Below are 22,024 nucleotides of genomic sequence, written 5' to 3'. Positions count from 1 at the left end.
TCCGGACTGACTGAGGCGGATGGCGTGAGTGGTGCACTTGCCTGAATACTTGACTGCAGGGTCAGGAAGTCACGGCGCGATTATGCCTTTGTATACAAAAAAAACAAATAATGTTTTCAATGTTCGAAAAAACGAACCAATCAGTAAAAGCTGACTGAAAGGTTAGGTTTTGCTGCGACAATTTGCAGCCTAACGAATTAATCAAACCGTTAAAAAACAATGAGTTATGGAATTTTATCAACAGAGGGGCAGCGTGGGGGACGGGGAGCGAAAGCACGAAATGGCAGTGCGCCAGCCGCGCTTATGACAAAAAAATGTAGGGAAATGCGCAGGTTTGTCGCTTCAACCCTCATTGAAAAAAGGTGTGGCTGGAACCTGCTGGAAAACCTGTGCAACCGGTCAGGAATGGGGTTGGAGCTGCTGCGAAACTGTTCAAGGGGGGATGATTGTGTACAATATCACTCGATTTTTCCCTGATTTCCCTCGCTGACCCACCCGCTCAGCCCGGCGAAAAGGGGCAAAAAGGGCCCTGGATACCGCCGACCCCCTTTACGCGAGCACCCATGAACGAACAGTTGCAGCCACTCAAGAAGCAGCCGCGCACCGCCAAAAGCACCCGCAGCGGCACTCAGGACGACGTCGTCTACGCGCACATTTTCGATGCGATTCTCGAGCAGCGCCTCGCTCCCGGTACCAAGCTGAGCGAAGAGGCCCTGGGTGAGATTTTCGGCGTCAGCCGCACCATCATCCGCCGCGCCCTGTCGCGCCTTGCCCATGAAGGCGTGGTGCTGTTGCGACCCAATCGTGGCGCCGTGGTGGCCAGCCCGAGTGTCGAGGAAGCCCGGCAGATCTTCTATGCGCGCCGGCTGGTGGAACGCGCCATCACGGAACTTGCGGTCGAGCACGCCACCGCCGAGCAGTTGCAGGAACTGCGGCAGATGGTTCTTGAAGAGCAGGCCTGCTTCTCCCGTGGCGACCGTGGCGCTGGAATCCGCCTTTCCGGGGAGTTCCACCTGAAGCTGGCCGAGGCGGCAAAGAACGCCCCGCTGGTGAGCTTCCAGCGCAGCCTGGTGTCGCAGACGTCCCTCATCATTGCCCAATACGAGAGCGGCAGCCGCTCCCACTGTTCTTTCGATGAGCACAATCGCCTGATCGATGCCATCGAGTCCCGCGATGCCGAGCGCGCGGTGATGCTGATGATGCATCACATGGATCACATCGACGACAAGCTGAACCTGGACGAAGGCGGCGCCTCGGACGACCTGCACGCGGTGTTCTCGCACTTGCTGCAGACCAAGAAGAAGCCCGGCCGCGCAACGCCGCGCAGCGCCTGATTCTGACCCAGGTGGAAAGCCCCGCGAACGCGGGGCTTTTTGCTTGAACGGCTTGAGCACGGCCGGAACGCGGGACGGGGCGGGCGGCGTTCCGCGAGCTTGCGATACCCATCAAGTGGTTTCTGCATGGGCATCGCTCCGCTCAACCCATCCTATGGGCAACCTGGTGCCAAGGCGGTACTTACCCGTGGGAGCGAATTCATTGGTGAAAAACAGACAAGCCCCGCCGAAGCGGGGCTTGTTTTTTTGCAAGTTCGATCAGCCGCGCTTGTGAACGCTGCGGCCGGCGGCAAAGGTTTCCTTCACGGTGCGGTCGTCACCGAGGATGGTCAGGGCGAACAGGCGCTCCGGAAGGCTCTTGGCCTGTTGCATGCGGTAGTCCAGCAGTGGGGTGGCCTTGTAGTCGAGGACTACGAAGTCCGCATCCTTGCCGGCCTGGAAGTTGCCGATCTTGTCGTCCAGGTAGAGTGCGCGGGCGCCGCCCAGGGTTGCCAGGTACAGGGATTTGAACGGGTCGAGTTTCTTGCCCTGCAGCTGCATCACCTTGTACGCCTCGTTCAGCGACTGCAGTTGCGAGAAGCTGGTGCCAGCGCCCACGTCGGTGCCCAGGCCCACACGCACGCCGTGTTCTTCCAGCTTCTGCAGGTCGAACAGGCCGCTGCCCAGGAACAGGTTGGAGGTGGGGCAGAAGGCCACGGCCGAACCGGTTTCCGCCAGGCGCTTGCACTCGTCGTCGCACAGGTGCACGCCGTGGGCGAATACCGAGCGCTGGCCGATCAGTTTGTAATGGTCATAGACGTCCAGGTAGCCCTTGCGCTCCGGGAACAGCTCTTTCACCCATTCGATTTCCTTGCGGTTTTCGGACAGGTGGGTGTGCATGTACAGGCCCGGGTATTCGGCATACAGCTTGCCTGCCAGCTCCAGTTGCTCCGGGGTGCTGGTTGGGGCGAAGCGCGGCGTCACCGCATAGTGCAGGCGGCCCTTGCCGTGCCAGCGCTCGATCAGCTCCTTGCTGTCCGCGTAGCCGGATTCGGCGGTGTCGGTCAGGTAGTCCGGTGCGTTGCGGTCCATCAGTACCTTGCCGGCGATCATCCGCAGGTCGAGTGCCTGGGCGGCTTCGAAGAAGGCGTCCACCGACTCCTTGTGCACGGTGCCGAACACCAGGGCGGTGGTGGTGCCGTTGCGCAGCAGTTCCTTGATGAAGATGCCCGCGACGTCGGCGGCGTGGGCCTTGTCGGCGAACTGCTTCTCGGTGGGGAAGGTGTAGGTGTTCAGCCAGTCCAGCAGCTGCTCGCCGTAGGAGGCGATCATGCCGGTCTGCGGGAAGTGGATATGGGTGTCGATGAAACCGGGGGTGATCAGGGCATCGCGATACTCATGCACCTCGACGCCGGCATCCAGGCCCGGCAGCAGGGACTTGGCTTCGCCCAGGGCCTTGATGCGACCGTCCTCCACCACCAGCAGGCCGTCCTCGAAATACTGATAGGACTGCTCGACGCCTACCTGGGCGGGGTCGGCGATGCTGTGCAGGATGGCGGAGCGGTAAGCGGTTACGTGGCTGGTCATGTCAGTCTCGTTCGTTGGCGTTGCGATTCTTGCGTCCCGCGAGGGGAGGGGCCGGAGTGGGGAGCTCCCTGTCACGCGGCTCTCCCCACCCGGCACTTACGCGTCACCTTCCCTTTGGGGAAGGAATAATTCAGGCCTGTTCGCGGCGCGAGGAAGGAATCAGCTTGGCGACGGTCTCGCCCTTCTTCACTTCCTGGCCGAAGTTGGCGTTGTAGGTGGCGACCACTTCACCAGCGATGGAAATGGCGATCTCCACCGGCAGCTTGCCCTTGACCTCCTGGATGCCCATCGGGCAGCGCATGCGTTGCACGGTTTCGCTTGCGAAGCCGCGTTCGCGCAGACGGTGCTCGAACTTGACACGCTTGGTTTTCGAGCCGATCAGGCCGAAGTAGGCGAAATCGTTGCGCTTGAGGATCTCGGCGGTGAGCTCCAGGTCCAGCTGGTGGTTGTGGGTCATGACGATGAAGTAGCTGCCCTTGGGCATATCCGCGATTTCGTCGATCACTTCCTCGTTGACCACCTTGTCCACGCCGGACGGAATCTGCTCGGGGAATTCGTTTTCCCGCGAGTCGATCCAGCGCACCTTGCATGGCAGGCTGGCGAGCAGCGGAACCAGGGCACGACCGACGTGTCCGGCGCCGAACACGGCGATATGCGCCTGAGGCTGGCCCATGGGTTCGAACAGCACTACGGTCGCGCCGCCGCAGCACTGGCCGAGGCTGGCGCCCAGGCTGAAGCGTTCCAGGCGGGTGTCCTGGCTGCGACTTTCGAGCATCTGGCGAGCGATCTCCATCGCCTTGAACTCGAGATGACCGCCACCGATGGTCTCGAAGATGCGCTCGGCGGTGACGACCATCTTCGAACCGGCATTGCGCGGCGTGGAGCCACGCTCTTCGATGATGGTCACCAGCACGCAGGGTTCGCCGCGTTGCTGCAGGTCGGCGAGGGCGCTGATCCAGCTCATTTGCTCAATCTCCAGCTACGCAGTGGCCTGGTGGTGCGCGACAGCCGCCAGTCGTCCTTGGGACGGACCGGGGCCGGCAGCGTTTCCAGCAGCACGGCGTCATTGTCCGGCTGCGTCGTCTTCGTTCTATCGGTGGATGTTGTCATTGTTTTGCACCGTTTTATCCATGTAGGAGCCAGCTTGCTGGCGAATCGCGTGTCGTTGGAGGCAACGCTTTCGCCAGCAAGCGGGCTCCTACGGGTTACGCAGGCTCGGTCTCCGCTTGGGTGGAGGCCGGGGCCGGCTGTTGGAGCTTGCGCATCTGCTCGACGCCCCAGAGCACGCGTTCGGGGGTGGCCGGCGCGTCGATCTGCGGCTGCGCCTTGTAGTCGCCCAGGCTTGCCACAGCATCCTTGATGGCGCACCAGGCGGCGATGCCGAGCATGAAGGGCGGCTCGCCCACGGCCTTGGAGTGGAACACCGTCTGCTCGGGGTTCTTGCGGTTCTCAACCAGTTTCACCCGCAGGTCGATGGGCATGTCGGCGATGGCCGGGATCTTGTAGCTGGCCGGACCGTTGGTCATCAGCTTGCCCTTGGCGTTCCACACCAGTTCCTCGGTGGTCAGCCAGCCCATGCCCTGGACGAAGGCGCCCTCGACCTGGCCGATGTCGATGGCCGGGTTCAGGGATGCGCCCACGTCATGCAGGATGTCGGTGCGCAGCATCTTGTACTCGCCGGTCAGGGTGTCGACCAGCACTTCGCAGCAGGCGATGCCGTAGGCGAAGTAGTAGAAGGGGCGGCCGGCGGCCTTGTCGCGGTCGTAGAAGATCTTCGGCGTGCGATAGAAGCCGGTGCTGGAGAGCGAGATCTGGTTGAAGTAGGCGAGCTGGATCATTTCCTCGAAGGAGAGGAAGTGATCGCGCACGCGTACCTGGTCGTTCTTGAACTGCACGTCCTCGGTGGTCACCTTGAAGTGATTGGCGAGGAACTCCACCAGCCGGCCCTTGATGGTTTCGGCGGCGTTCTGCGCAGCCTTGCCGTTCAGGTCGGTACCGCTGGAGGCGGCGGTCGGCGAAGTGTTGGGCACCTTGTCGGTGTTGGTGGCGGTGATCTGGATGCGCGAAATGTCCACCTGGAAGACTTCGGCCACCACCTGGGCGACCTTGGTGTTCAGGCCCTGGCCCATCTCGGTGCCGCCGTGGTTCAGGTGGATGCTGCCGTCGGTATAGATGTGCACCAGCGCGCCGGCCTGGTTGAGGAAGGTGGCGGTGAAGCTGATGCCGAATTTCACCGGCGTCATCGCCAGGCCCTTCTTCAACACTGGGCTTTTTGCGTTGAACTCGCGGATTTCCTCACGGCGCTTGGCGTATTCGGCGCTTTCCTCCAGTTCCGCGGTCATCTCGGCGAGCATGTTGTGCTCGACGGTCTGGTAGTAGTGGGTGACGTTGCGCTCGTCCTTGCCGTAGTAGTTCAGTTTGCGGACATCCAGCGGGTCCTTGCCCAGGTGGCGCGCGATGGCATCCATGATCTCTTCGATCGCGACCATCCCCTGCGGGCCGCCGAAACCGCGGTAGGCAGTGTTCGAGGCGGTGTTGGTCTTGCAGCGGTGACCATTGATGGTGGCGTTTTCGAGGAAGTAGGCGTTGTCCGAGTGGAACATCGCGCGGTCGACGATGGAGCCGGACAGGTCGGGCGAGTAGCCGCAGTTGCCCGCCAGTTCCAGTTCGATGCCGGTGAGCAGGCCGTTCTCGTCGAAGCCCACGTCGTACTCGACATAGAAGGGGTGGCGCTTGCCGGTGACGGTCATGTCTTCCATGCGCGGCAGGCGCATCTTGGTCGGGCGACGGGTCAGGTGCGCGATCACCGCGCACAGGCAGGCCGGGCCGGCCGCCTGGGTTTCCTTGCCGCCGAAGCCGCCACCCATGCGGCGCATGTCGATGACGATCTTGTTCATCGGCACGCCCAGCACCTCGGCCACCAGCTTCTGCACTTCGGTGGCGTTCTGGGTGGAGGTGTAGACGATCATGCCGCCGTCTTCGGTGGGCATGACGGAGGAGATCTGGGTCTCCAGGTAGAAGTGCTCCTGGCCGCCGATATGCAGGGTGCCCTGGATGCGGTGCTTCGAATTGGCCAGTGCGGTGCTGGAATCACCACGCTTGTGCTGGTGGCTGTCCAGTACGAAGTGCTTCTTGCGCAGCGCTTCCACCACGTCCAGCACGGGCTCCAGGTCCTCGTACTCGACGATGGCGGCCATGGCGGCCTTGCGAGCGGTCTCCAGGCTGTCGGCACCCACGGCCAGGACCACCTGGCCGACGTACTCGACCTTGCCGTCGGCCAGCAGCGGGTCGCCGGCGACCACCGGGCCGATGTCCAGCTGGCCGGGCACGTCCTTGGCGGTAATGGCGATGGCCACGCCCGGGAACTGGTAGCAGGGCGTGGTATCGATGCGGGTGATGCGCGCATGGGCGCGGTCGCTCATGCGGGCATAGACGTGCAGCTGGTTGGGGAACTCCAGGCGGTCGTCGACGTACACGGCTTCGCCGGTCACGTGCTTGGGCGCGCTCTCGTGCTTGACGCTCTTGCCGACGCCGGTGGTGATGTCGGCACGAAACAGTTCCGCCAGTTCTTCCTGGGTTTTGTGATGGTGTTTGTTAGACATACGCGGTCACCCGGGTTTCGACTTCTGGGGATTGCAACTCGAGGAAGAACTTGCGCAGCAGGTTCTGGGCGGTCAGCAGGCGATATTCCTTGCTGGCGCGGAAGTCCGAGAGCGGGGTGAAGTCCCTGGCCAGCGCCTCGCAGGCGCGCTCGACGGTGCCCGGATACCAGGCGGAGCCGATCAGGGCCTGTTCGCAGGCGCTGGCGCGCTTGGGAATGCCGGCCATGCCGCCGAAAGCGACACGGGCCTTGCGCACCTGGCCATTCTCGATCACCAGGTTGAACGCGGCGCAGACGGCGGAGATGTCGTCATCCAGGCGCTTGGATACCTTGTAGGCACGGAAAGTCTGGTTATTGCGCGCGCGCGGTACACGCACCTTCTCGATGAACTCGGACTCCTGGCGGGCAGTGACCTTGTAATCGAGGAAGTATTCGTCCAGCGGCAGGATGCGGGTCTGGTTGCCCTTGCGCAGGACGATCTCGGCGCCGAGCGCGATCAACAGCGGCGGGGCGTCGCCGATGGGAGAGGCGTTGCCGATGTTGCCGCCCAGGGTGCCCTGGTTGCGGATCTGCAGGGAGGCGAAGCGGTGCAGCAGTTCGCCGAAGTCCGGGTATTCCTGGGACAGGGTCTCGTAGCAGTCGGACAACGGAGTGGCGGCGCCGATTTCGATGTAGTCGCCGTTCTGCTCGATGCGCTTCATGGCGTCGATGTGGCCGACATAGATCATCACCGGCAGTTCACGGTGGAACTGGGTGACTTCCAGGGCCAGGTCGGTGCCGCCGGCCAGCAGGCGGGCCTGCGGGTTGGACACGTAGAAGTCGGCCAGGTCGGCGATGGTCAGCGGAACCAGGCAGCGCTTGTCGCCGCTGTTCAGCTCGGCGGTCTCGCGCGGGGCGATGGCTTTCAGTTGGGCAACGGTCTGGGCTTCGGCGATGTCGAACTGGTCCGGCTGCTTCTGGCAGCAGGCCTGCTCGGCGGCGTCGATGATCGGGCGGTAGCCGGTGCAGCGGCACAGGTTGCCGGCCAGGGCTTCCATGGTCTGGGCCTTGTCATAGCCGTTGCTGTTCTTCTGCAGGGCGAACAGCGACATGACGAAGCCGGGGGTGCAGAAGCCGCACTGGGAACCGTGGCAGTCCACCATGGCCTGTTGCACGGAATGCAGCTGGCCCTGGTGCTTGAGGTCTTCGACTGTGATCAGTTGCTTGCCATGCAGCGACGATACGAAGGTCAGGCAGGAGTTGAGGGTGCGGTAGCGGATGCGGTCCCCGTCCAGCTCGCCGACAACCACGGTGCAGGCACCGCAATCGCCGGAGGCACAGCCTTCTTTGGTACCGGGTTTGCCGACATGCTCACGCAGGTAGTTGAGCACCGTGACGTTGGGATCGAGGGCTTGCTCGGTGCGCAGCTCCCGATTGAGTAAAAACTGGATCAAGGACGACCTCCAGGCACTTTATTGTTTTTACGAGGGCTCGTATGGCGGCAAATTTAGTGGGGTCTGACCTGTGGGTCAATAAATATTTGACTCAAAAGTCAGGAAATATTCATGCCTTTCGGTTATTAGCCGCCGCAAGCGCTCTGTCTCAAGGTTCAGGCGGGATTCGCGCCTCCTGTCCTAATTGTAGAAAAGGCAGGGGAGGGTGCCTGTCCTCGAGCGCTTCCATTCGCGTAGCCGCCCGTTGCCTTGTGCTAGAATCCGCCCCCTGCCCGCGTCCTGCGGCAGAGTCGGAAATTTCCCCCTTTTGCTCTTGCGCCCACTGCCTGTACCCGTAGTACTGTCAGCGCCGGAGCTTTGGCGTGGGAAAGCTCCCGCGTAGCGCACAATGTTCCCCAGTTCGAAGGAAAACCATGACGTTCAAGGCACCGGACAGCCTCTCCGAGCAGATTGCCCAGCACCTCGCCGAGCGCATCATTCGCGGCGAGTTGAAAGAGCGTGAGCGCATCCAGGAACAGAAAGTCACCCAGGCCATGAATGTCAGCCGGGGCTCGGTGCGCGAAGCGCTGCTGATCCTCGAACGACGCCATCTGATCACCATCCTGCCGCGTCGCGGCGCCCAGGTGTCCGAGCTGACGCAGCAGCATGTGCGCAGCCTCTACACCCTGGTGATGGAGCTTTACATCCTGCTCGGCTACGCCGTTGCCGAGCACTGGCGCAGCGAGGAAGACCTCCTGCCCTTCCGTGCCATCCAGCAGCGTCTGGCCGAAGCGCGCGAGCGGGAAGACATCCTGGCGTTCGTCGAAGCCAGTTTCGCCATCATGCAGACGGCCTATCCCTTCGCCGACAACCCCTACCTGCAGCAGACCCTGGACAACCTGCAGCCGGCCATCGCCCGTACCTATTACATCGCCCTGGAACGCCGCCGGGGCCAGATGGGCCAGTTCGGCGAAGTATTCGACGACCTGCTGCAGGCGGTGATCGCCCGCGACCAGTCGAGGATCCGCGAAGTGCTGCTGGGCTACGGCAAGCAGAACTGCGACCTGGTGCTCGCGGCGCTGGCCGAGCGTTGAACGGAGCGCATCGATGCGGCTGAAGTGCATCAAGCTGGCCGGCTTCAAGTCCTTCGTGGACCCGACGACCGTCAGCTTCCCCAGCAACATGGCGGCCGTGGTCGGCCCTAATGGTTGCGGCAAGTCGAACATCATCGACGCCGTTCGCTGGGTAATGGGCGAGAGTTCGGCAAAGAACCTCCGCGGCGAGTCGATGACCGACGTCATCTTCAACGGTTCCAATACCCGCAAGCCGGTCGCCCAGGCCAGCATCGAGCTGATCTTCGACAACTCCGATAACACCCTGGTGGGCGAGTACGCCGCGTTCGCCGAGATTTCCATTCGCCGCCGTGTCAGCCGCGACGGCCAGAACACCTATTTCCTCAACGGCACCAAGTGCCGGCGTCGTGACATCACCGACATCTTCCTCGGCACAGGCCTGGGCCCGCGCAGCTACTCGATCATCGAGCAGGGGATGATCTCCAAGCTGATCGAGGCCAAGCCGGAGGACCTGCGCAACTTCATCGAGGAAGCCGCCGGCATCTCCAAGTACAAGGAGCGCCGCCGCGAGACCGAGAGCCGCATCCGCCGCACCCAGGAGAACCTGGCGCGCCTGACCGACCTGCGCGAGGAACTGGAGCGCCAGCTGGAACGCCTGCACCGCCAGGCGCAGTCGGCCGAGAAATACCAGGAATACAAGGCCGAAGAGCGCCAGCTCAAGGCACAGCTCGCCGCCCTGAAGTGGCGCGCGCTGAACGACCAGGTCGGCCAGCGCGAGTCGGTGATCGGCAACCAGGAAGTCAGTTTCGAAGCCCTGGTGGCCGAGCAGCGCAACGCCGACGCCAGCATCGAACGCCTGCGCGACGGGCACCACGAACTGTCCGAGCGCTTCAACCAGGTGCAGGGCCGCTTCTACTCCGTGGGCGGCGATATCGCCCGCGTGGAGCAGAGCATCCAGCACGGCCAGCAGCGCCTGCGCCAGTTGCAGGACGACCTGCGCGAGGCCGAACGCGCCCGCCAGGAAACCGAATCCCACCTGGGCCACGACCGCACCCTGCTCGCCACCCTGAGCGAGGAGCTGGAGATGCTTGGCCCCGAGCAGGAAATGAGCGCCGCCGCCGCCGAAGAGGCCGCAGCCCAGCTGGAGGAAGCGGAAACCGGCATGCACGCCTGGCAGGAGCAGTGGGATGGCTTCAACCAGCGCAGCGCCGAGCCGCGCCGCCAGGCCGAAGTGCAGCAGGCACGCATCCAGCAGCTGGAGCAGAGCCTGGAGCGCCTGCAGGAGCGCCAGCGTCGCCTCAACGACGAGAGCGTCCAGCTGGCAGCGGACCCGGAAGATGCCGCGATCCAGGAAATGCTCGAAGAACTGGCCGTCGGCGACATGCGCCTGGAAGAACTCCAGGCTGCCGAACAGGGCCTGGTGGAGCGTCTGGACCAGTTGCGCGAAGAGCTGCAGCAGGCCAACCAGGCCCAGCAACAGGCTCAGGGCGAACTGCAACGGCTGAACGGCCGTATCGCATCGCTGGAGGCGTTGCAGCAGGCTGCGCTGAACCCCGGCAAGGGCGCCGCCGAATGGCTGCGGGAGCACAAGCTGGCTGATCGCCCCCGCCTGGCTGAGGGCCTGCGCGTGGAGCAGGGCTGGGAGCTGGCGGTGGAAACCGTGCTCGGCGCTGATCTGCAGGCCGTGTTGCTGGACGAATTCAACGGCCTCGACCTGTCCGGTTTCAGCCAGGGCGAACTGCGCCTGGCCAGTGCCGGCAAAGGCGGGGCGCGGGTGCCGGGCAGCCTGCTGGACAAGGTAGAGGCGCCGGTGGACCTGGCGCCCTGGCTGGCCAAGGTCCAGCCCGTGGAAAGCCTGGACCAGGCCCTGGCCCGCCGTGGCAGCCTGGGTGAGGGCGAAAGCCTTATAAGCCGGGATGGCTACTGGGTAGGACGCAATTTCCTGCGGGTGCGTCGCGCCAGCGAGGCGGAGAGCGGTTTGCTGGCCCGTGGCCAGGAACTGGAACGCCTGCATGCCGAGCGCGAAGAGCGCGAAGCCGCCCTGGAACAATTGGAAGAACGCCTGCAACGGCTGCGGGACGACCAGCGTCAGCAGGAAGAATCCCGTGAGCAGCAGCGCCGCCTGTTGCAGGAAGAATCCCGCGCCCTGGGCGAGCTCAAGGCCCGCCTGTCCGCCCAGCAGGCAAAAGTGGAACAGTTGGCCCTGCGCCGTCGCCGCCTGGAGGAAGAACTACGCGAGCTGGACGAGCAGCGCGCCCTGGAGCACGAGCAGTTGGGCGAGGCCCGTTTGACCCTGCAGGACGCCCTGGACGCCATGGCCAGCGATACCGAGCAACGCGAAAAGCTGCTCGCCGAGCGTGACAGCCTGCGCGAGCGCCTCGACCGGATTCGCCAGGAAGCCCGCCAGCACAAGGACCATGCCCACCAGTTGGCGGTGCGGGTCGGCTCCCTGACGGCGCAGCACGATTCCACCCGCCAGGCCCTGGAGCGTCTGACCCTGCAGTTCGAGCGCCTGAACGAGCGCCGCGAGCAGCTCAGCCTGAACCTGGAGGAGGGCGCAGCTCCGCTGGAAGAGTTGCGCCTGAAGCTGGAAGAACTGCTGGAGAAGCGCCTTGGCGTGGAGGAAGAGCTCAAGCAGGCGCGGCTGGCCCTGGAAGACGCCGACCGCGAGCTGCGGGATGCCGAAAAACGCCGGACCCAGGCCGAGCAGCAGGCGCAGCTGCTGCGTGGCCAGCTGGAACAGCAGCGCCTGGAATGGCAGGCCCTGACGGTCCGCCGCAAGACCCTGCAGGACCAGCTTCACGAGGATGGCTACGACCTGCATGGCGTACTTGCCACGCTTCCCTCCGAGGCCAGCGAAAGCGCCTGGGACGAGGAGCTCGAACGCCTTGCCGCGCGCATCCAGCGCCTCGGCCCGATCAACCTTGCGGCCATCGACGAATACCAGCAGCAATCCGAGCGCAAGCGCTACCTGGATGCGCAGAACGACGACCTGGTGGAAGCCCTGGAGACGCTGGAAAACGTCATCCGCAAGATCGACAAGGAAACCCGCAATCGCTTCAAGGAAACCTTCGACCAGATCAACGCCGGTCTCCAGGCGCTGTTCCCGAAGGTCTTCGGCGGCGGCCATGCCTACCTGGAGCTGACCGGCGAAGATTTGCTGGACACCGGCGTGGCCATCATGGCGCGGCCGCCGGGCAAGAAGAACAGCACCATTCACCTGCTGTCCGGTGGCGAGAAGGCGCTGACCGCGCTGGCCCTGGTATTCGCCATCTTCCAGCTCAATCCGGCGCCGTTCTGCATGCTGGACGAGGTGGATGCGCCGCTGGACGACGCAAACGTCGGTCGTTATGCGCGGCTGGTGAAGGAAATGTCCGAGAAAGTGCAGTTCATCTATATCACCCACAACAAGATCGCCATGGAAATGGCCGACCAACTGATGGGGGTGACCATGCACGAGCCTGGCTGCTCGCGTCTGGTGGCGGTGGATGTGGAGGAGGCGATGTCGATGGTCGAGGCCTAGTGGTCGGCCGCTTGTGAACCCTGGAAAGCTCCGGGGATCAAATTCGCGTTGGCTTTGGAGTAAGCCTCTATCAGAGGTTTCTCTGCTGGGCTTGTCGTGCTAGCTTTATGCCCAATTTTGTCGCACGTGGAAAACGCCATTCAGAACATGGAGTTGGGCGCCACGTTTCAGGGGACGGGATGTCCTTTCTTCACCATTGTCTGTTTGTATTTTTTCACTAGGGGACACAGGACTACATGGATATCGGTCTGCGCGAGTGGCTGATTGTCATTGGCATCATCGTAATCGCCGGCATTCTGTTCGATGGCTGGCGCCGCATGAGTGGCGGCAAGGGGAAACTCAAGTTCAAGCTGGATCGCAGCTTCTCCAACGTCCCGGACGACGATGAAGATCCGAATCTGCTTGGTCCGTCACGGGTCAAGGAGCGCTCTCACCAGGAGCCGTCACTGGACGAGGAAGACCTGCCATCGCTCAGCGCTCGCGAAGCCGGCAAACGCCGCGGCGAGCCGCAGCAGGGCGACCTGAACCTCGACGAGCCGGTGCCGACCCTGCTCAACCCGGTCGACGAAGGCAAGAAGAACGGCAAGGTCCATCCGCAGGTGCAGGCCCAGGAAGTTCCGGTCGAGGAAGTTCTGGTCATCAACGTCGTCGCCCGCGATGAAGACGGTTTCAAGGGCCCGGCCCTGCTGCAGAACATCCTGGAAAGCGGCCTGCGCTTCGGCGCCATGGACATCTTCCATCGCCACGAAAGCATGGCCGGCAATGGCGAAGTGCTGTTCTCCATGGCCAACGGCGTCAAGCCCGGCACCTTCGACCTGGACGATATCGACCATTTCAGCACCCGCGCCGTGAGTTTCTTCCTCGGCCTGCCGGGCCCGCGCCATCCGAAGCAGGCCTTCGATGTGATGGTCGCCGCCGCCCGCAAGCTGTCCCAGGAACTCAACGGTGAGCTGAAGGATGATCAGCGCAGTGTGATGACTGCCCAGACCATCGAGCATTACCGCCAGCGCATCGTCGAATTCGAGCGCAAGCACATGACCCAGAAGCGCTGATCCGGCGCCCAGTCAGCGAAAGAGCAGCTCCGGCTGCTCTTTTTGTTTCAAGAGAACGAGCCTGAACCATGACCGATGCCCAAACCGCCGCCGAACGCATTCTCGCGCTGCGCGCCGAGCTGGATGCGCACAACTATCGCTACTACGTGCTGGACGAGCCCGTCGTGCCCGATGCCGAGTACGACCGCCTGTTCCGCGAGCTTCAGGCCCTGGAGGCCGAACACCCCGAGCTGGTGACCCCGGAATCGCCGACCCAGCGGGTCAGCGGTGCGGCCCTGGCGGCGTTCGGCGAAGTGCGCCACGAAGTCCCCATGCTCAGCCTGGGCAACGCCTTTGAAGAGCAGGACCTGCGGGACTTCGATCGCCGTGTGCGCGAGGGGCTGGGCGATCTGCTGCCCGGTGGCGACCTGTTCGGCAATGGTCCGGAAGTGGAATACACCTGCGAACCCAAGCTGGACGGCCTCGCGGTGAGCCTGCTGTACGAGAACGGCGTGCTGGTGAGAGGGGCCACCCGTGGCGATGGGACCACTGGCGAAGACATCAGCAGCAACGTACGCACCATTCGCAACGTGCCGCTGAAGCTGCAGGGCGAAGGCTGGCCGGCCGTGCTGGAAGTGCGCGGCGAGGTGTTCATGTCCAAGGCGGGCTTCGACGCTCTCAACGCCCGCAATCTGGAACTGGGCGCCAAGACCTTCGCCAACCCGCGCAACGCCGCGGCCGGCAGCCTGCGCCAGCTGGATGCGAAGATCACTGCCAGCCGCCCGCTGGAGTTCTGCACCTACGGTTTCGGCCGTGTGGAAGGCGAGCTGCCGGACAACCAATTCGCCATCCTCCAGGCGCTCAAGGGCTGGGGCCTGCCTATCAGCCGGGAACTGAAGCTGGTCAAGGGGGCGCAGGGTTGCCTGGACTACTACCGCGAAATCGGCGAGCGCCGCGATGGCCTCGCCTACGAGATCGATGGTGTGGTCTACAAACTCAACAACCTGGCCTGGCAGCGCGAACTGGGCTTCCGCGCCCGTGAACCGCGCTGGGCCCTAGCCCACAAGTTCCCGGCACGGGAAGAACTCACCGAGCTGCTGGACGTGGAATTCCAGGTGGGCCGGACCGGCGCGGTAACCCCGGTCGCCCGCCTGAAGCCCGTCCAGGTCGCGGGTGTCACGGTATCCAACGCCACCCTGCACAACATGGACGAGGTGGCGCGCCTGGACCTGCGGGTCGGCGACACCGTGGTCATCCGCCGTGCTGGCGACGTGATCCCGCAAGTGATGCAGGTGGTGCTGGAGCGTCGTCCGGCCGATGCGCGTCCGGTGCACATTCCCGAGCAATGCCCGGTCTGCGGTTCGGCCGTGGAGCGCACCCAGCTGATCAAGCGCGGCAAGGGCAAGGAAACCACCACCGAAGGGGCCATCTATCGCTGTGTCGGGCGCCTGGCCTGCGGCGCCCAGTTGAAGCAAGCGATCATCCACTTCGCTTCCCGTCGCGCAATGGATATCGACGGCCTGGGCGACAAGATCGTCGAGCAACTGGTGGACACCGGCCTGGTGGCCTCGCCGGCTGATCTCTTCACCCTCAAGTACGAGCAGGTGGTGGAACTGGAAGGCTTCGCTGACCTGTCTACTCGCAACCTGCTGGGCGCCATCGCGGACAGCCGCAAGCCGGCGCTGGCGCGTTTCATCTACGCCCTGGGCATTCCCGACGTGGGCGAGGAAACCGCCAAGCTCCTGGCGCGCGCCCTGGGCTCGCTGGCGCGCATCCAGCAGGCCCTGCCGGACGTGCTCACCTACCTGCCGGACGTGGGTCTGGAAGTCGCCCACGAGATCCATGCCTTCTTCGCCGATGGGCACAACCAGAAGGTGATCGCCGACCTTCTTTCGCGCGGCGTCGAGTTGCAGGAGGAGAGTGGCCTGAGCCCCGAGTTCGCGGCTTGCGCGACCTTCGCCGGCTTCATCGACAAGCTCAATGTTTCCGGCATTGCCGCCACAGGCGCGAAGAACCTGGCAGAACGGGCCGGCAACCTGGACGGCCTGATCGCCCTCAGCCGCGACTGGCTGGACCTCAGTGCAATGAAGGGGCTGAACGAGAAGGCCAAGCAGGCCCTGCGCGAGTTCTTCGCCGTCGAAGAGAACGTCCTGCGAGCCCGGGCCATCGAAACCCAGCTACGCGAGTTCGGCATGCACTGGGACAGCGAGAAGAAGGCCGTGGAGGGCCTGCCGCTGGCCGGACAGACCTGGGTACTCACCGGTACCCTGGAAGTCATGAGCCGGGAAGTGGCCAAGGAGAAGCTGGAAGCCCTCGGCGCCAAGGTGGCGGGTTCGGTGTCGGCGCGCACGCACTGTGTGGTGGCTGGACCGGGTGCGGGTTCAAAGCTGGCCAAGGCCAACGAGCTGGGAGTGCGGGTACTCGACGAGGAGCAGTTCCTCGCCGAACTGGCACGACTGGGCTGAGGCCTAGGCGCCGATGACCAGCACCGCTTCGTCGGTTTCGACTGTGGATGGAATCGGCGCCGTTTCCGCGCGACAGCCCTGGCGATACTCGCTGGGGCTGCAGCCGACCAGCTGCTTGAAGGCGCGGGCGAAGTAGGACGGGTCCTTGAAGCCGGCCTCGTAGCCGATACTGGTCACCGGCATCTGGCTGTTCTCCAGCAACTGCTTGGCGAAGTCCATACGCTTGCCAAGGATGTATTCCATGAAGCCGACCCCGTTCACCTCCTTGAACAGGCGGCTGAAGCGGAAGGGGGTCATGCCGCACTGCTGGGCCAGTTCCTTCTGGTCCACGCTGTCGCGGAAATGCTGCTCGATGTAGGGCATCACTTTGCTGAGCGCCTTGTGCTTCTGGTGGCCGGTGGTCAGGCGGATGCTGTCAGGCAGCGGCGGGTTGCGCTCCAGCAGCGGCTTGCGGCCCAGGCTGGTGACGGCGCGGCGCACTTCACGGAGCCGTTGCAGGCTCTCCAGGTAGCGACTTTGCTCCGCGGCATCCAGGGGGAGCACCACGAACTCCCAGACCCGTGCGCGCATTGCCCAGATCGCCAGTTCCTCGGAGTGCTGGACGGTGAACATGCTGATGGGGATGGACGGGTAGCTGCGCTTGATATCCAGCAGCAGGTTGAGTCCGCCTACATCGGGGCGGTCGAAATGGATGCAGATCATGTCAATCTGGCGCAGGTTCTCCCTTCCCGGCGCGTTCCGGCCGCTGGCCAGCCGGCATTCGCACTGCCCCCGAAATTGCTCCATGAGCATGCCCGTCGACCTGTCACGAGTCAGGTCGAGCCAGAGCAGTACGGGTTCTACGGCGGAGTTCGACTGCATGTTCTAACCCTGCGCCAAATTATTGTGGTTACCCGAGGTGCAGTATTGTCAGTGTGCCATTACGCCAAAGAACCAATCCCTATAAGTCCTGGAAAACTCCAACAACTCCGTTCTATCCAAAAGTGGGTGCCCCATTTTTCGCGGCTTCCAAGCCGACCCTACCGTTCGTCACCCGACCAGTCACCCCTCTGTAAGCCGCGCCCTTGCTGGGCTTGAGCGATTTGCCGATTGCTCATCGACAGCGCGCAAGAAAGTCCTAGGTATCCGCAAAAAACTCCTAACTCCCCACTTTTGGGGGTGGCTAGGGTGGACTCAGGCGGGGCGAAGAGCGTCGCCGGACCTGCAGATACAACCTGAGTGAGGTGGGCGAAATGACTTTCCAATCGATCAAGGCTTCGGTGACGAAATTCGCGAAGGATGAGGATGGCCTGACCATCGTCGAGTACGCCGTAGCGGGCGGCCTGATTACCGCTGCAGTGGTCACTGCCTTCACCCTGCTGGGTGGCGAGGTGAACACCAGAATCCGGAACATTTGCGCTGCCATCAAAGGCGCGGCCTGCTAAGCGATCCCATTCGACGACTGCAGCAAGGTCCTGGCCATCCTCGATAAACGCCTGGCCCCCTTCAGTACGCTCGGGGTGGGCTAAGGCGAGGCGATCATGGCCACCGGACCTGAGGCCTTAACCTGAGTGAGGTGAGTGAAATGACATTCCTATCGATCAAGACCTCGGTGATGAAGTTTGTGAAGGACGAGGATGGCCTGACCATCGTCGAGTATGCGGTCGCCGGTGGCCTGATCACCGCTGCAGTTGTCACCGCCTTCACGTTGCTGGGGGGGGAGGTGGATACCAAGATCCGGGCGATCTGCCAGGCCATCAAAGGCGGCGCCTGCTAGTACCCTCTTCTTCCTTGGAGCGATGCAGTCATGGCCATAGAGCAGATGCATAACGCTGTCTTACTGCTGGGGCTGCTGGGCTTTGCGGTGGTGAGTGACCTGCGAAGCCACCGCATCCCCAACCTGCTGATTCTCCTCGGTCTCGGCCTGGGCCTGGCCGGCCAGGTGTACTCGACGGGCCTCAGCGGCCTGGGCGACGGGATTCTGGGCATGCTGGTCGGCTTCGCCATTTTTCTGCCCATGTATGCACTGGGTGGCATGGCGGCAGGTGACGTGAAGCTGATGGCCATGACCGGGGCCTTTCTCTCGGCCCATGACGCGACCTGGGCCGCCCTGTACAGCTTGATCGCAGGCGGTTGCTGCGGCGTCCTGCTGGTTCTGGTACGGGGCCAGCTTCCACTGACCCTGTCGCGTTACTTGTTGATGCTCAGGGCCCATGCCTATGTAGCCCCGGTGGCAGGGGAGGTGGCTGGCAAGCCCTTTCCCTTCTCGATCGCGATTCTCCTGGGAACCCTGGCCAGCAGCCTGTGGTTCACCTTGACCGCATAGGCGAGGACGTCTGCCATGTACGCCGTCACCGACAATGGAAGCTACCCCAGCGAGCGTGAGGCGGTGCAGCGTCTGGCGCCCTTGCCACGCAATGTTCGCGAAACCGGTCTGGCGGAGAATTTCCTGGGCGACCTGGTCTGCAAGCACCTGCACGATGCCGGCGTGCTGGACCTGCCGAAGCTGGTGGAACGTCTGGCGCTGACCGGAGCTGTGCTGGAGGAGATCCTCAGTTTCCTGCGCAAGGATGGCCGCATCGAAGTCCTTGGCCAAACCGGTGGCCAGGCCTTGCGCTACGGGCTCACCGAGCGCGGCCGCAGCGCCGCCCGCGATGCCCTGGCACGCAGCGGCTACATTGGTGCCGCGCCCTTCCCGGTCAGCACCTACCGCTCGCTGCTCAAGCTGCAGACCATCCATCACGGTCGCATCACCGCGCGTGAAATGCGCAGCGCATTCCAGGGCGTGGTGCTGGCCGACGCCATGCTCGACCAGCTCGGCGTAGCGATGAACTCCGGCCGCGCCATCATGATCTACGGCCCGGCCGGTACCGGTAAGACCTATATCAGCAGCCGCCTGATTCGGCTGTTCGACGAAGCCATCTGGGTGCCCTACGCCATCGCCATCAACGAGGCGGTGGTGGAAATCTACGACCCCCAGGTGCATCACCTCCTGGAAGACAACGCGCAACCCAACAAGCTGCTGCTGGACGAAGGCATCGACCGCCGGCTGGTCTGCTGCAAACGGCCGATCCTGATCACCGGCGGCGAGCTGAGCATGGAGCAGTTGGACATCCGCTACGACGCTTTCAGCCGGCTGTATCAGGCGCCGCTGCAACTGAAGGCGAGCAACGGCCTGTTCATCATCGACGACATGGGCCGCCAGCGCATGGCTCCGGCCGAGCTGCTGAACCGCTGGATCGTGCCCATGGAAGAGAAACGTGACTTCCTCAATCTGGGCGGTGGGCGCCATTGCGAGCTGCCCTTCGACCTGATCCTGGTGTTCTCCACCAACCTCAATCCGCTGGAGTTGGCCGACGAAGCCTTTCTCCGGCGCATTGGCTACAAGCTGCACTTCAACTACCTGCAGCCCCAGGAGTTCGAGCGCATCTGGCGCCAGGAGACCGAGCGGCTGGGTATTCCCTTCGATCCTGTCCTGCTGCGCTACGTGCTCCAGGGACTCTACGAGCTCCAGGGGATGCCGCTGGTGCCCTGCCACCCGCGGGACCTGTTGGGCATGGCGCTGGACCGCCAGCGTTACCTCGACGGCTCGGGCCCGCTGTCACCGCAGGACCTGGAATGGGCCTGGCACAACTACTTCGTCCAGCTCGATTTCCTTGGCTGAGGAGAAACCGACATGAGCGCACGAACCCTCACTCTGGTTGCCCTGTCCCTGCTGCTGGGGCTGGGTGCCGCCTGGATGGCCAACAACTGGTTGAGCGCCAAGCTCAACGCAAGCCCCGATGACAACCTGCAGGCGGTGGTTGTGGCCACGGTGGAAATCCCCTTTGGGCAGATGATCGAGGCCCAGCAGGTGACCGTGGTGCGCATGCCCAAGGGCACGGTGCCGGACGATGCCTTCAACGCTCCCGAAGCGGTCGTGGGCAAGATCGCCACCTTCCCCATGCTGCGCGGCGACATCCTGCGCAGTGCGCGGGTGGCCGAACACCTGGGCGGCAGTACCCTGGCGTCGCTGATCGAGTCCGACAAGCGCGCGATATCGGTGCGGGTCGATGATGTGGTGGGCGTAGGCGGCTTCCTGCTGCCGGGCAACCGGGTCGACGTACTGGCGACCCGGCAAGTGAATGGCAGCAACGACAGCGAGTCCAAGACCATCCTTCAGGACCTGCGTGTGCTGGCCGTGGACCAGACCGCCAGCACCGACAAGACCCAACCTGTGGTGGTGCGCGCGGTGACCCTGGAAATGACGCCCAAGGAGGCCGAGGTGCTGGTCAAGGCCATGAGCGAAGGGCGCCTGCAGCTTGCCCTGCGCAACCCCCTGGATGATCGCAAGAAGACCGAGGCCGTAGCTGCGACCAAACCTGCGCCGGCGGCACCGGCGGTATCGGTGACACCCCGTCCCGTGGTGCGCCGGATGGAAGGTCCCAGCGGCGTGATCATCATCCGTGGCACTGAAGTGAAAGTGGCGAAGGCGCAGTTCTAGCCGGGCCCAGCAGGCCGGTGCAGTAGCGGCCAGTCAGAGGAGGAGAGGGTTATGCAAGGCATTCGCAAACTAGGGGCCCTGGCAGTGATGCTGCTGGCCTGGACGGTACAGCCGGCTCCCGTGCCTGCGGCGCAGCCTTCGGGGGCGGTGGTAGGGATGTCCGCGCAAAACAAGGGCCACATCCAGGTTCCCATTTACAAGGCGCGCGTCCTGACTACCCGCGTTGCGGTCAAACGCATCTCGGTGGGCAACCCGGAGATCGCCGACATCCTCATGACCACGCCCAACCAGCTCTACCTGCTGGGGCGCTCCCTGGGCAGCACCAACGTGCTGTTGTGGGACAACAGCAATCGCCTGATCGACAGCCTCGAACTGGATGTGGTGCACGATCTCGGCGGTCTCAAGGAAAAGCTGCACCAGCTGATGCCCAACGAGCGCATCGAGGTATTCAGCGCCCAGGGCTCGCTGGTGTTGCGCGGCCAGGTCAGCAACGCCTCGGTGATGGACACGGCGGTGAAGGTAGCCAAGTCCTACTCCGCCCAGACCTCCAGCATCGTGCAGGGGGAAGGCGAGCAGGCGAAGCAGTCCCCGGCCCAGTCGCTGGAGGTGATCAACCTGCTCACCGTCGGCGGAACCCAGCAGGTGATGCTGGAGGTCAAGGTGGCCGAGATGCAACGCAACCTGCTCAAGAGCCTGGACGTCCGCTTCAACGCCTTGAGCCGGAACGGCAACTGGACCACGGGAGGGTTCAACAATGGCCAGCGGCTGGGCTTTGACACCGATGGCCTGGTCAACCCGACTGCCCTGCTGGGCAATGGCAAGGGCTTCTTCGGCCAGTTCCTGTCGGATGACTTCCTCTTCAACGTCGTCCTCGAAGCCGCCAAGGACAATGGGTCCGCCAAGGTGCTGGCCGAGCCCACCCTGACCACGCTGAGCGGGCAGCAGGCCGAGTTCATCTCCGGCGGTGAATTCCCGATCCCGATCACCGAGGACGAGGGCATCACCATCGAGTTCAAGGAGTTCGGCGTCGGGGTGAAATTCCTTCCGGTGGTCCTGGATGAGGGACGCATCAACCTGAACCTCAATGTCTCGGTGAGCGAGATTTCCAACGCCAACTCCCTGGTGCTGGATACCGGCCTGGACAGCGTGCTGGGTGACGGCGTCGCCCAGGTCATCCCTTCGCTGACCAAGCGCAGCGCGCAGTCCACCGTGGAACTCGGCAATGGCCAGACCATCGCCATCGCCGGCCTGATCAGCGAGAACACCCGCGACTTCGTCAGCCGCTTCCCGGGCCTGGGTGATGTTCCGGTACTCGGTCACCTGTTCCGCAGCCAGCAGTTCATCAACGGCGAAACCGAGCTGGTGATCTTGGTCACGCCGCACCTGGCCAAGCCGGTGGATGCCAGGACGGTGCGCCTGCCTACCGAGAAGTTCGTCGAGCCCAGCGACCAGGACTTCTATCTGCTGGGCAAGACCAAAGGGCGCGAGGCCGGCCGGCCGGTGCCCGTCAGCCTCGGCGTCAGCGAAGGCCGTTTCGGCCATGACCTCAAGTAGCCG

At 63.6% G+C, this 22,024-nt stretch carries 17 protein-coding genes; 11 read left to right on the top strand and 6 right to left on the bottom strand.

The annotated features are described in order from the left end of the window. The first annotated feature begins 563 nt into the window (after positions 1–563). Positions 564–1,334, top strand: coding sequence for a GntR family transcriptional regulator (locus tag FXN65_RS19040; protein ID WP_151135302.1), 771 nt, complete (start codon positions 564–566; stop codon positions 1,332–1,334). Between the two features lie 258 nt (positions 1,335–1,592). Here the strand turns inward: FXN65_RS19040 and guaD are convergent, their stop codons facing one another. The 5 genes from guaD to xdhA all read right to left on the bottom strand — a co-directional run bounded on the left by guaD (position 1,593) and on the right by xdhA (position 7,934). Then, entirely contained in the window at positions 1,593–2,900 is a 1,308-nt protein-coding gene (gene guaD, locus FXN65_RS19035) for a guanine deaminase (protein ID WP_151135299.1), read from the bottom strand. A gap of 130 nt (positions 2,901–3,030) precedes the next feature. Then, positions 3,031–3,864, bottom strand: coding sequence for a xanthine dehydrogenase accessory protein XdhC (gene xdhC, locus FXN65_RS19030; RefSeq protein ID WP_151135297.1), 834 nt, complete (start codon positions 3,862–3,864; stop codon positions 3,031–3,033). Further along, positions 3,861–4,010, bottom strand: coding sequence for a hypothetical protein (locus tag FXN65_RS28000; RefSeq protein ID WP_178119364.1), 150 nt, complete (start codon positions 4,008–4,010; stop codon positions 3,861–3,863). The genes xdhC and FXN65_RS28000 overlap by 4 nt, the downstream gene beginning before the upstream one ends. Before the next feature lie 95 nt (positions 4,011–4,105). Beyond that, positions 4,106–6,502 (bottom strand): xanthine dehydrogenase molybdopterin binding subunit, encoded by a 2,397-nt coding sequence (gene xdhB, locus FXN65_RS19025; protein ID WP_151135295.1) that lies wholly within the window; start codon positions 6,500–6,502, stop codon positions 4,106–4,108. Next, on the bottom strand, positions 6,495–7,934 hold the full coding sequence (xdhA, locus tag FXN65_RS19020; RefSeq protein WP_151135293.1) for a xanthine dehydrogenase small subunit: 1,440 nt from the start codon (positions 7,932–7,934) through the stop codon (positions 6,495–6,497). Before xdhA ends, xdhB begins: the two co-directional genes overlap by 8 nt. A 413-nt stretch (positions 7,935–8,347) precedes the next feature. On the opposite strand from xdhA, the gene FXN65_RS19015 reads away from it, so the two are divergent. From FXN65_RS19015 to ligA, 4 genes are all read left to right on the top strand, one after another. Next, the gene (locus tag FXN65_RS19015) at positions 8,348–9,007 is read left to right on the top strand and encodes a GntR family transcriptional regulator (protein ID WP_151135291.1); all 660 of its coding nucleotides are present in this window, start codon (positions 8,348–8,350) and stop codon (positions 9,005–9,007) included. A 13-nt stretch (positions 9,008–9,020) separates the two neighbouring features. Beyond that, a complete protein-coding gene (smc, locus tag FXN65_RS19010; RefSeq protein ID WP_151135289.1) occupies positions 9,021–12,509 on the top strand; it encodes a chromosome segregation protein SMC in 3,489 nt (1,162 codons plus the stop codon). 236 nt (positions 12,510–12,745) lie between these two features. Then, positions 12,746–13,561: a cell division protein ZipA gene (gene zipA, locus FXN65_RS19005; protein WP_151135287.1), complete on the top strand. Its 816-nt coding sequence runs from the start codon at positions 12,746–12,748 to the stop codon at positions 13,559–13,561. Between the two features lie 68 nt (positions 13,562–13,629). Next, on the top strand, positions 13,630–16,005 hold the full coding sequence (ligA, locus tag FXN65_RS19000; RefSeq protein ID WP_151135285.1) for an NAD-dependent DNA ligase LigA: 2,376 nt from the start codon (positions 13,630–13,632) through the stop codon (positions 16,003–16,005). Between the two features lie 3 nt (positions 16,006–16,008). On the opposite strand, the gene FXN65_RS18995 is transcribed toward ligA, so the two are convergent. Further along, positions 16,009–16,866 carry a helix-turn-helix transcriptional regulator gene (locus FXN65_RS18995; RefSeq protein ID WP_151135283.1) on the bottom strand — a complete coding sequence of 286 codons (858 nt, stop codon included), beginning with the start codon at positions 16,864–16,866 and terminating at the stop codon, positions 16,009–16,011. 371 nt (positions 16,867–17,237) lie between these two features. Between FXN65_RS18995 and FXN65_RS18990 the strand changes: the two genes are divergently transcribed. The 6 genes from FXN65_RS18990 (at position 17,238) to FXN65_RS18965 (ending at position 22,021) form a co-directional block, all read left to right on the top strand. Further along, positions 17,238–17,429, top strand: coding sequence for a Flp family type IVb pilin (locus FXN65_RS18990; protein ID WP_151135281.1), 192 nt, complete (start codon positions 17,238–17,240; stop codon positions 17,427–17,429). Positions 17,430–17,569: 140 nt separating this feature from the next. Further along, positions 17,570–17,761, top strand: coding sequence for a Flp family type IVb pilin (locus FXN65_RS18985; RefSeq protein ID WP_151135280.1), 192 nt, complete (start codon positions 17,570–17,572; stop codon positions 17,759–17,761). A 30-nt stretch (positions 17,762–17,791) separates the two neighbouring features. Next, positions 17,792–18,310, top strand: coding sequence for an A24 family peptidase (locus tag FXN65_RS18980; protein ID WP_151135278.1), 519 nt, complete (start codon positions 17,792–17,794; stop codon positions 18,308–18,310). A 15-nt stretch (positions 18,311–18,325) separates the two neighbouring features. After that, the gene (locus FXN65_RS18975) at positions 18,326–19,648 is read left to right on the top strand and encodes an AAA family ATPase (RefSeq protein ID WP_151135276.1); all 1,323 of its coding nucleotides are present in this window, start codon (positions 18,326–18,328) and stop codon (positions 19,646–19,648) included. A 12-nt stretch (positions 19,649–19,660) separates the two neighbouring features. Then, a complete protein-coding gene (gene cpaB, locus FXN65_RS18970) occupies positions 19,661–20,467 on the top strand; it encodes a Flp pilus assembly protein CpaB (RefSeq protein WP_151135274.1) in 807 nt (268 codons plus the stop codon). A gap of 51 nt (positions 20,468–20,518) precedes the next feature. Then, positions 20,519–22,021 carry a type II and III secretion system protein family protein gene (locus FXN65_RS18965; protein ID WP_151135272.1) on the top strand — a complete coding sequence of 501 codons (1,503 nt, stop codon included), beginning with the start codon at positions 20,519–20,521 and terminating at the stop codon, positions 22,019–22,021. Positions 22,022–22,024 lie beyond the last annotated feature (3 nt).

The organism is Pseudomonas lalkuanensis (assembly GCF_008807375.1).
GTDB classification, from domain to species: Bacteria; Pseudomonadota; Gammaproteobacteria; order Pseudomonadales; family Pseudomonadaceae; genus Metapseudomonas; species Metapseudomonas lalkuanensis.
The sequence above is the reverse complement of the archived record's forward strand: the minus strand, read 5'-3'. Positions and strand labels throughout refer to the sequence as shown.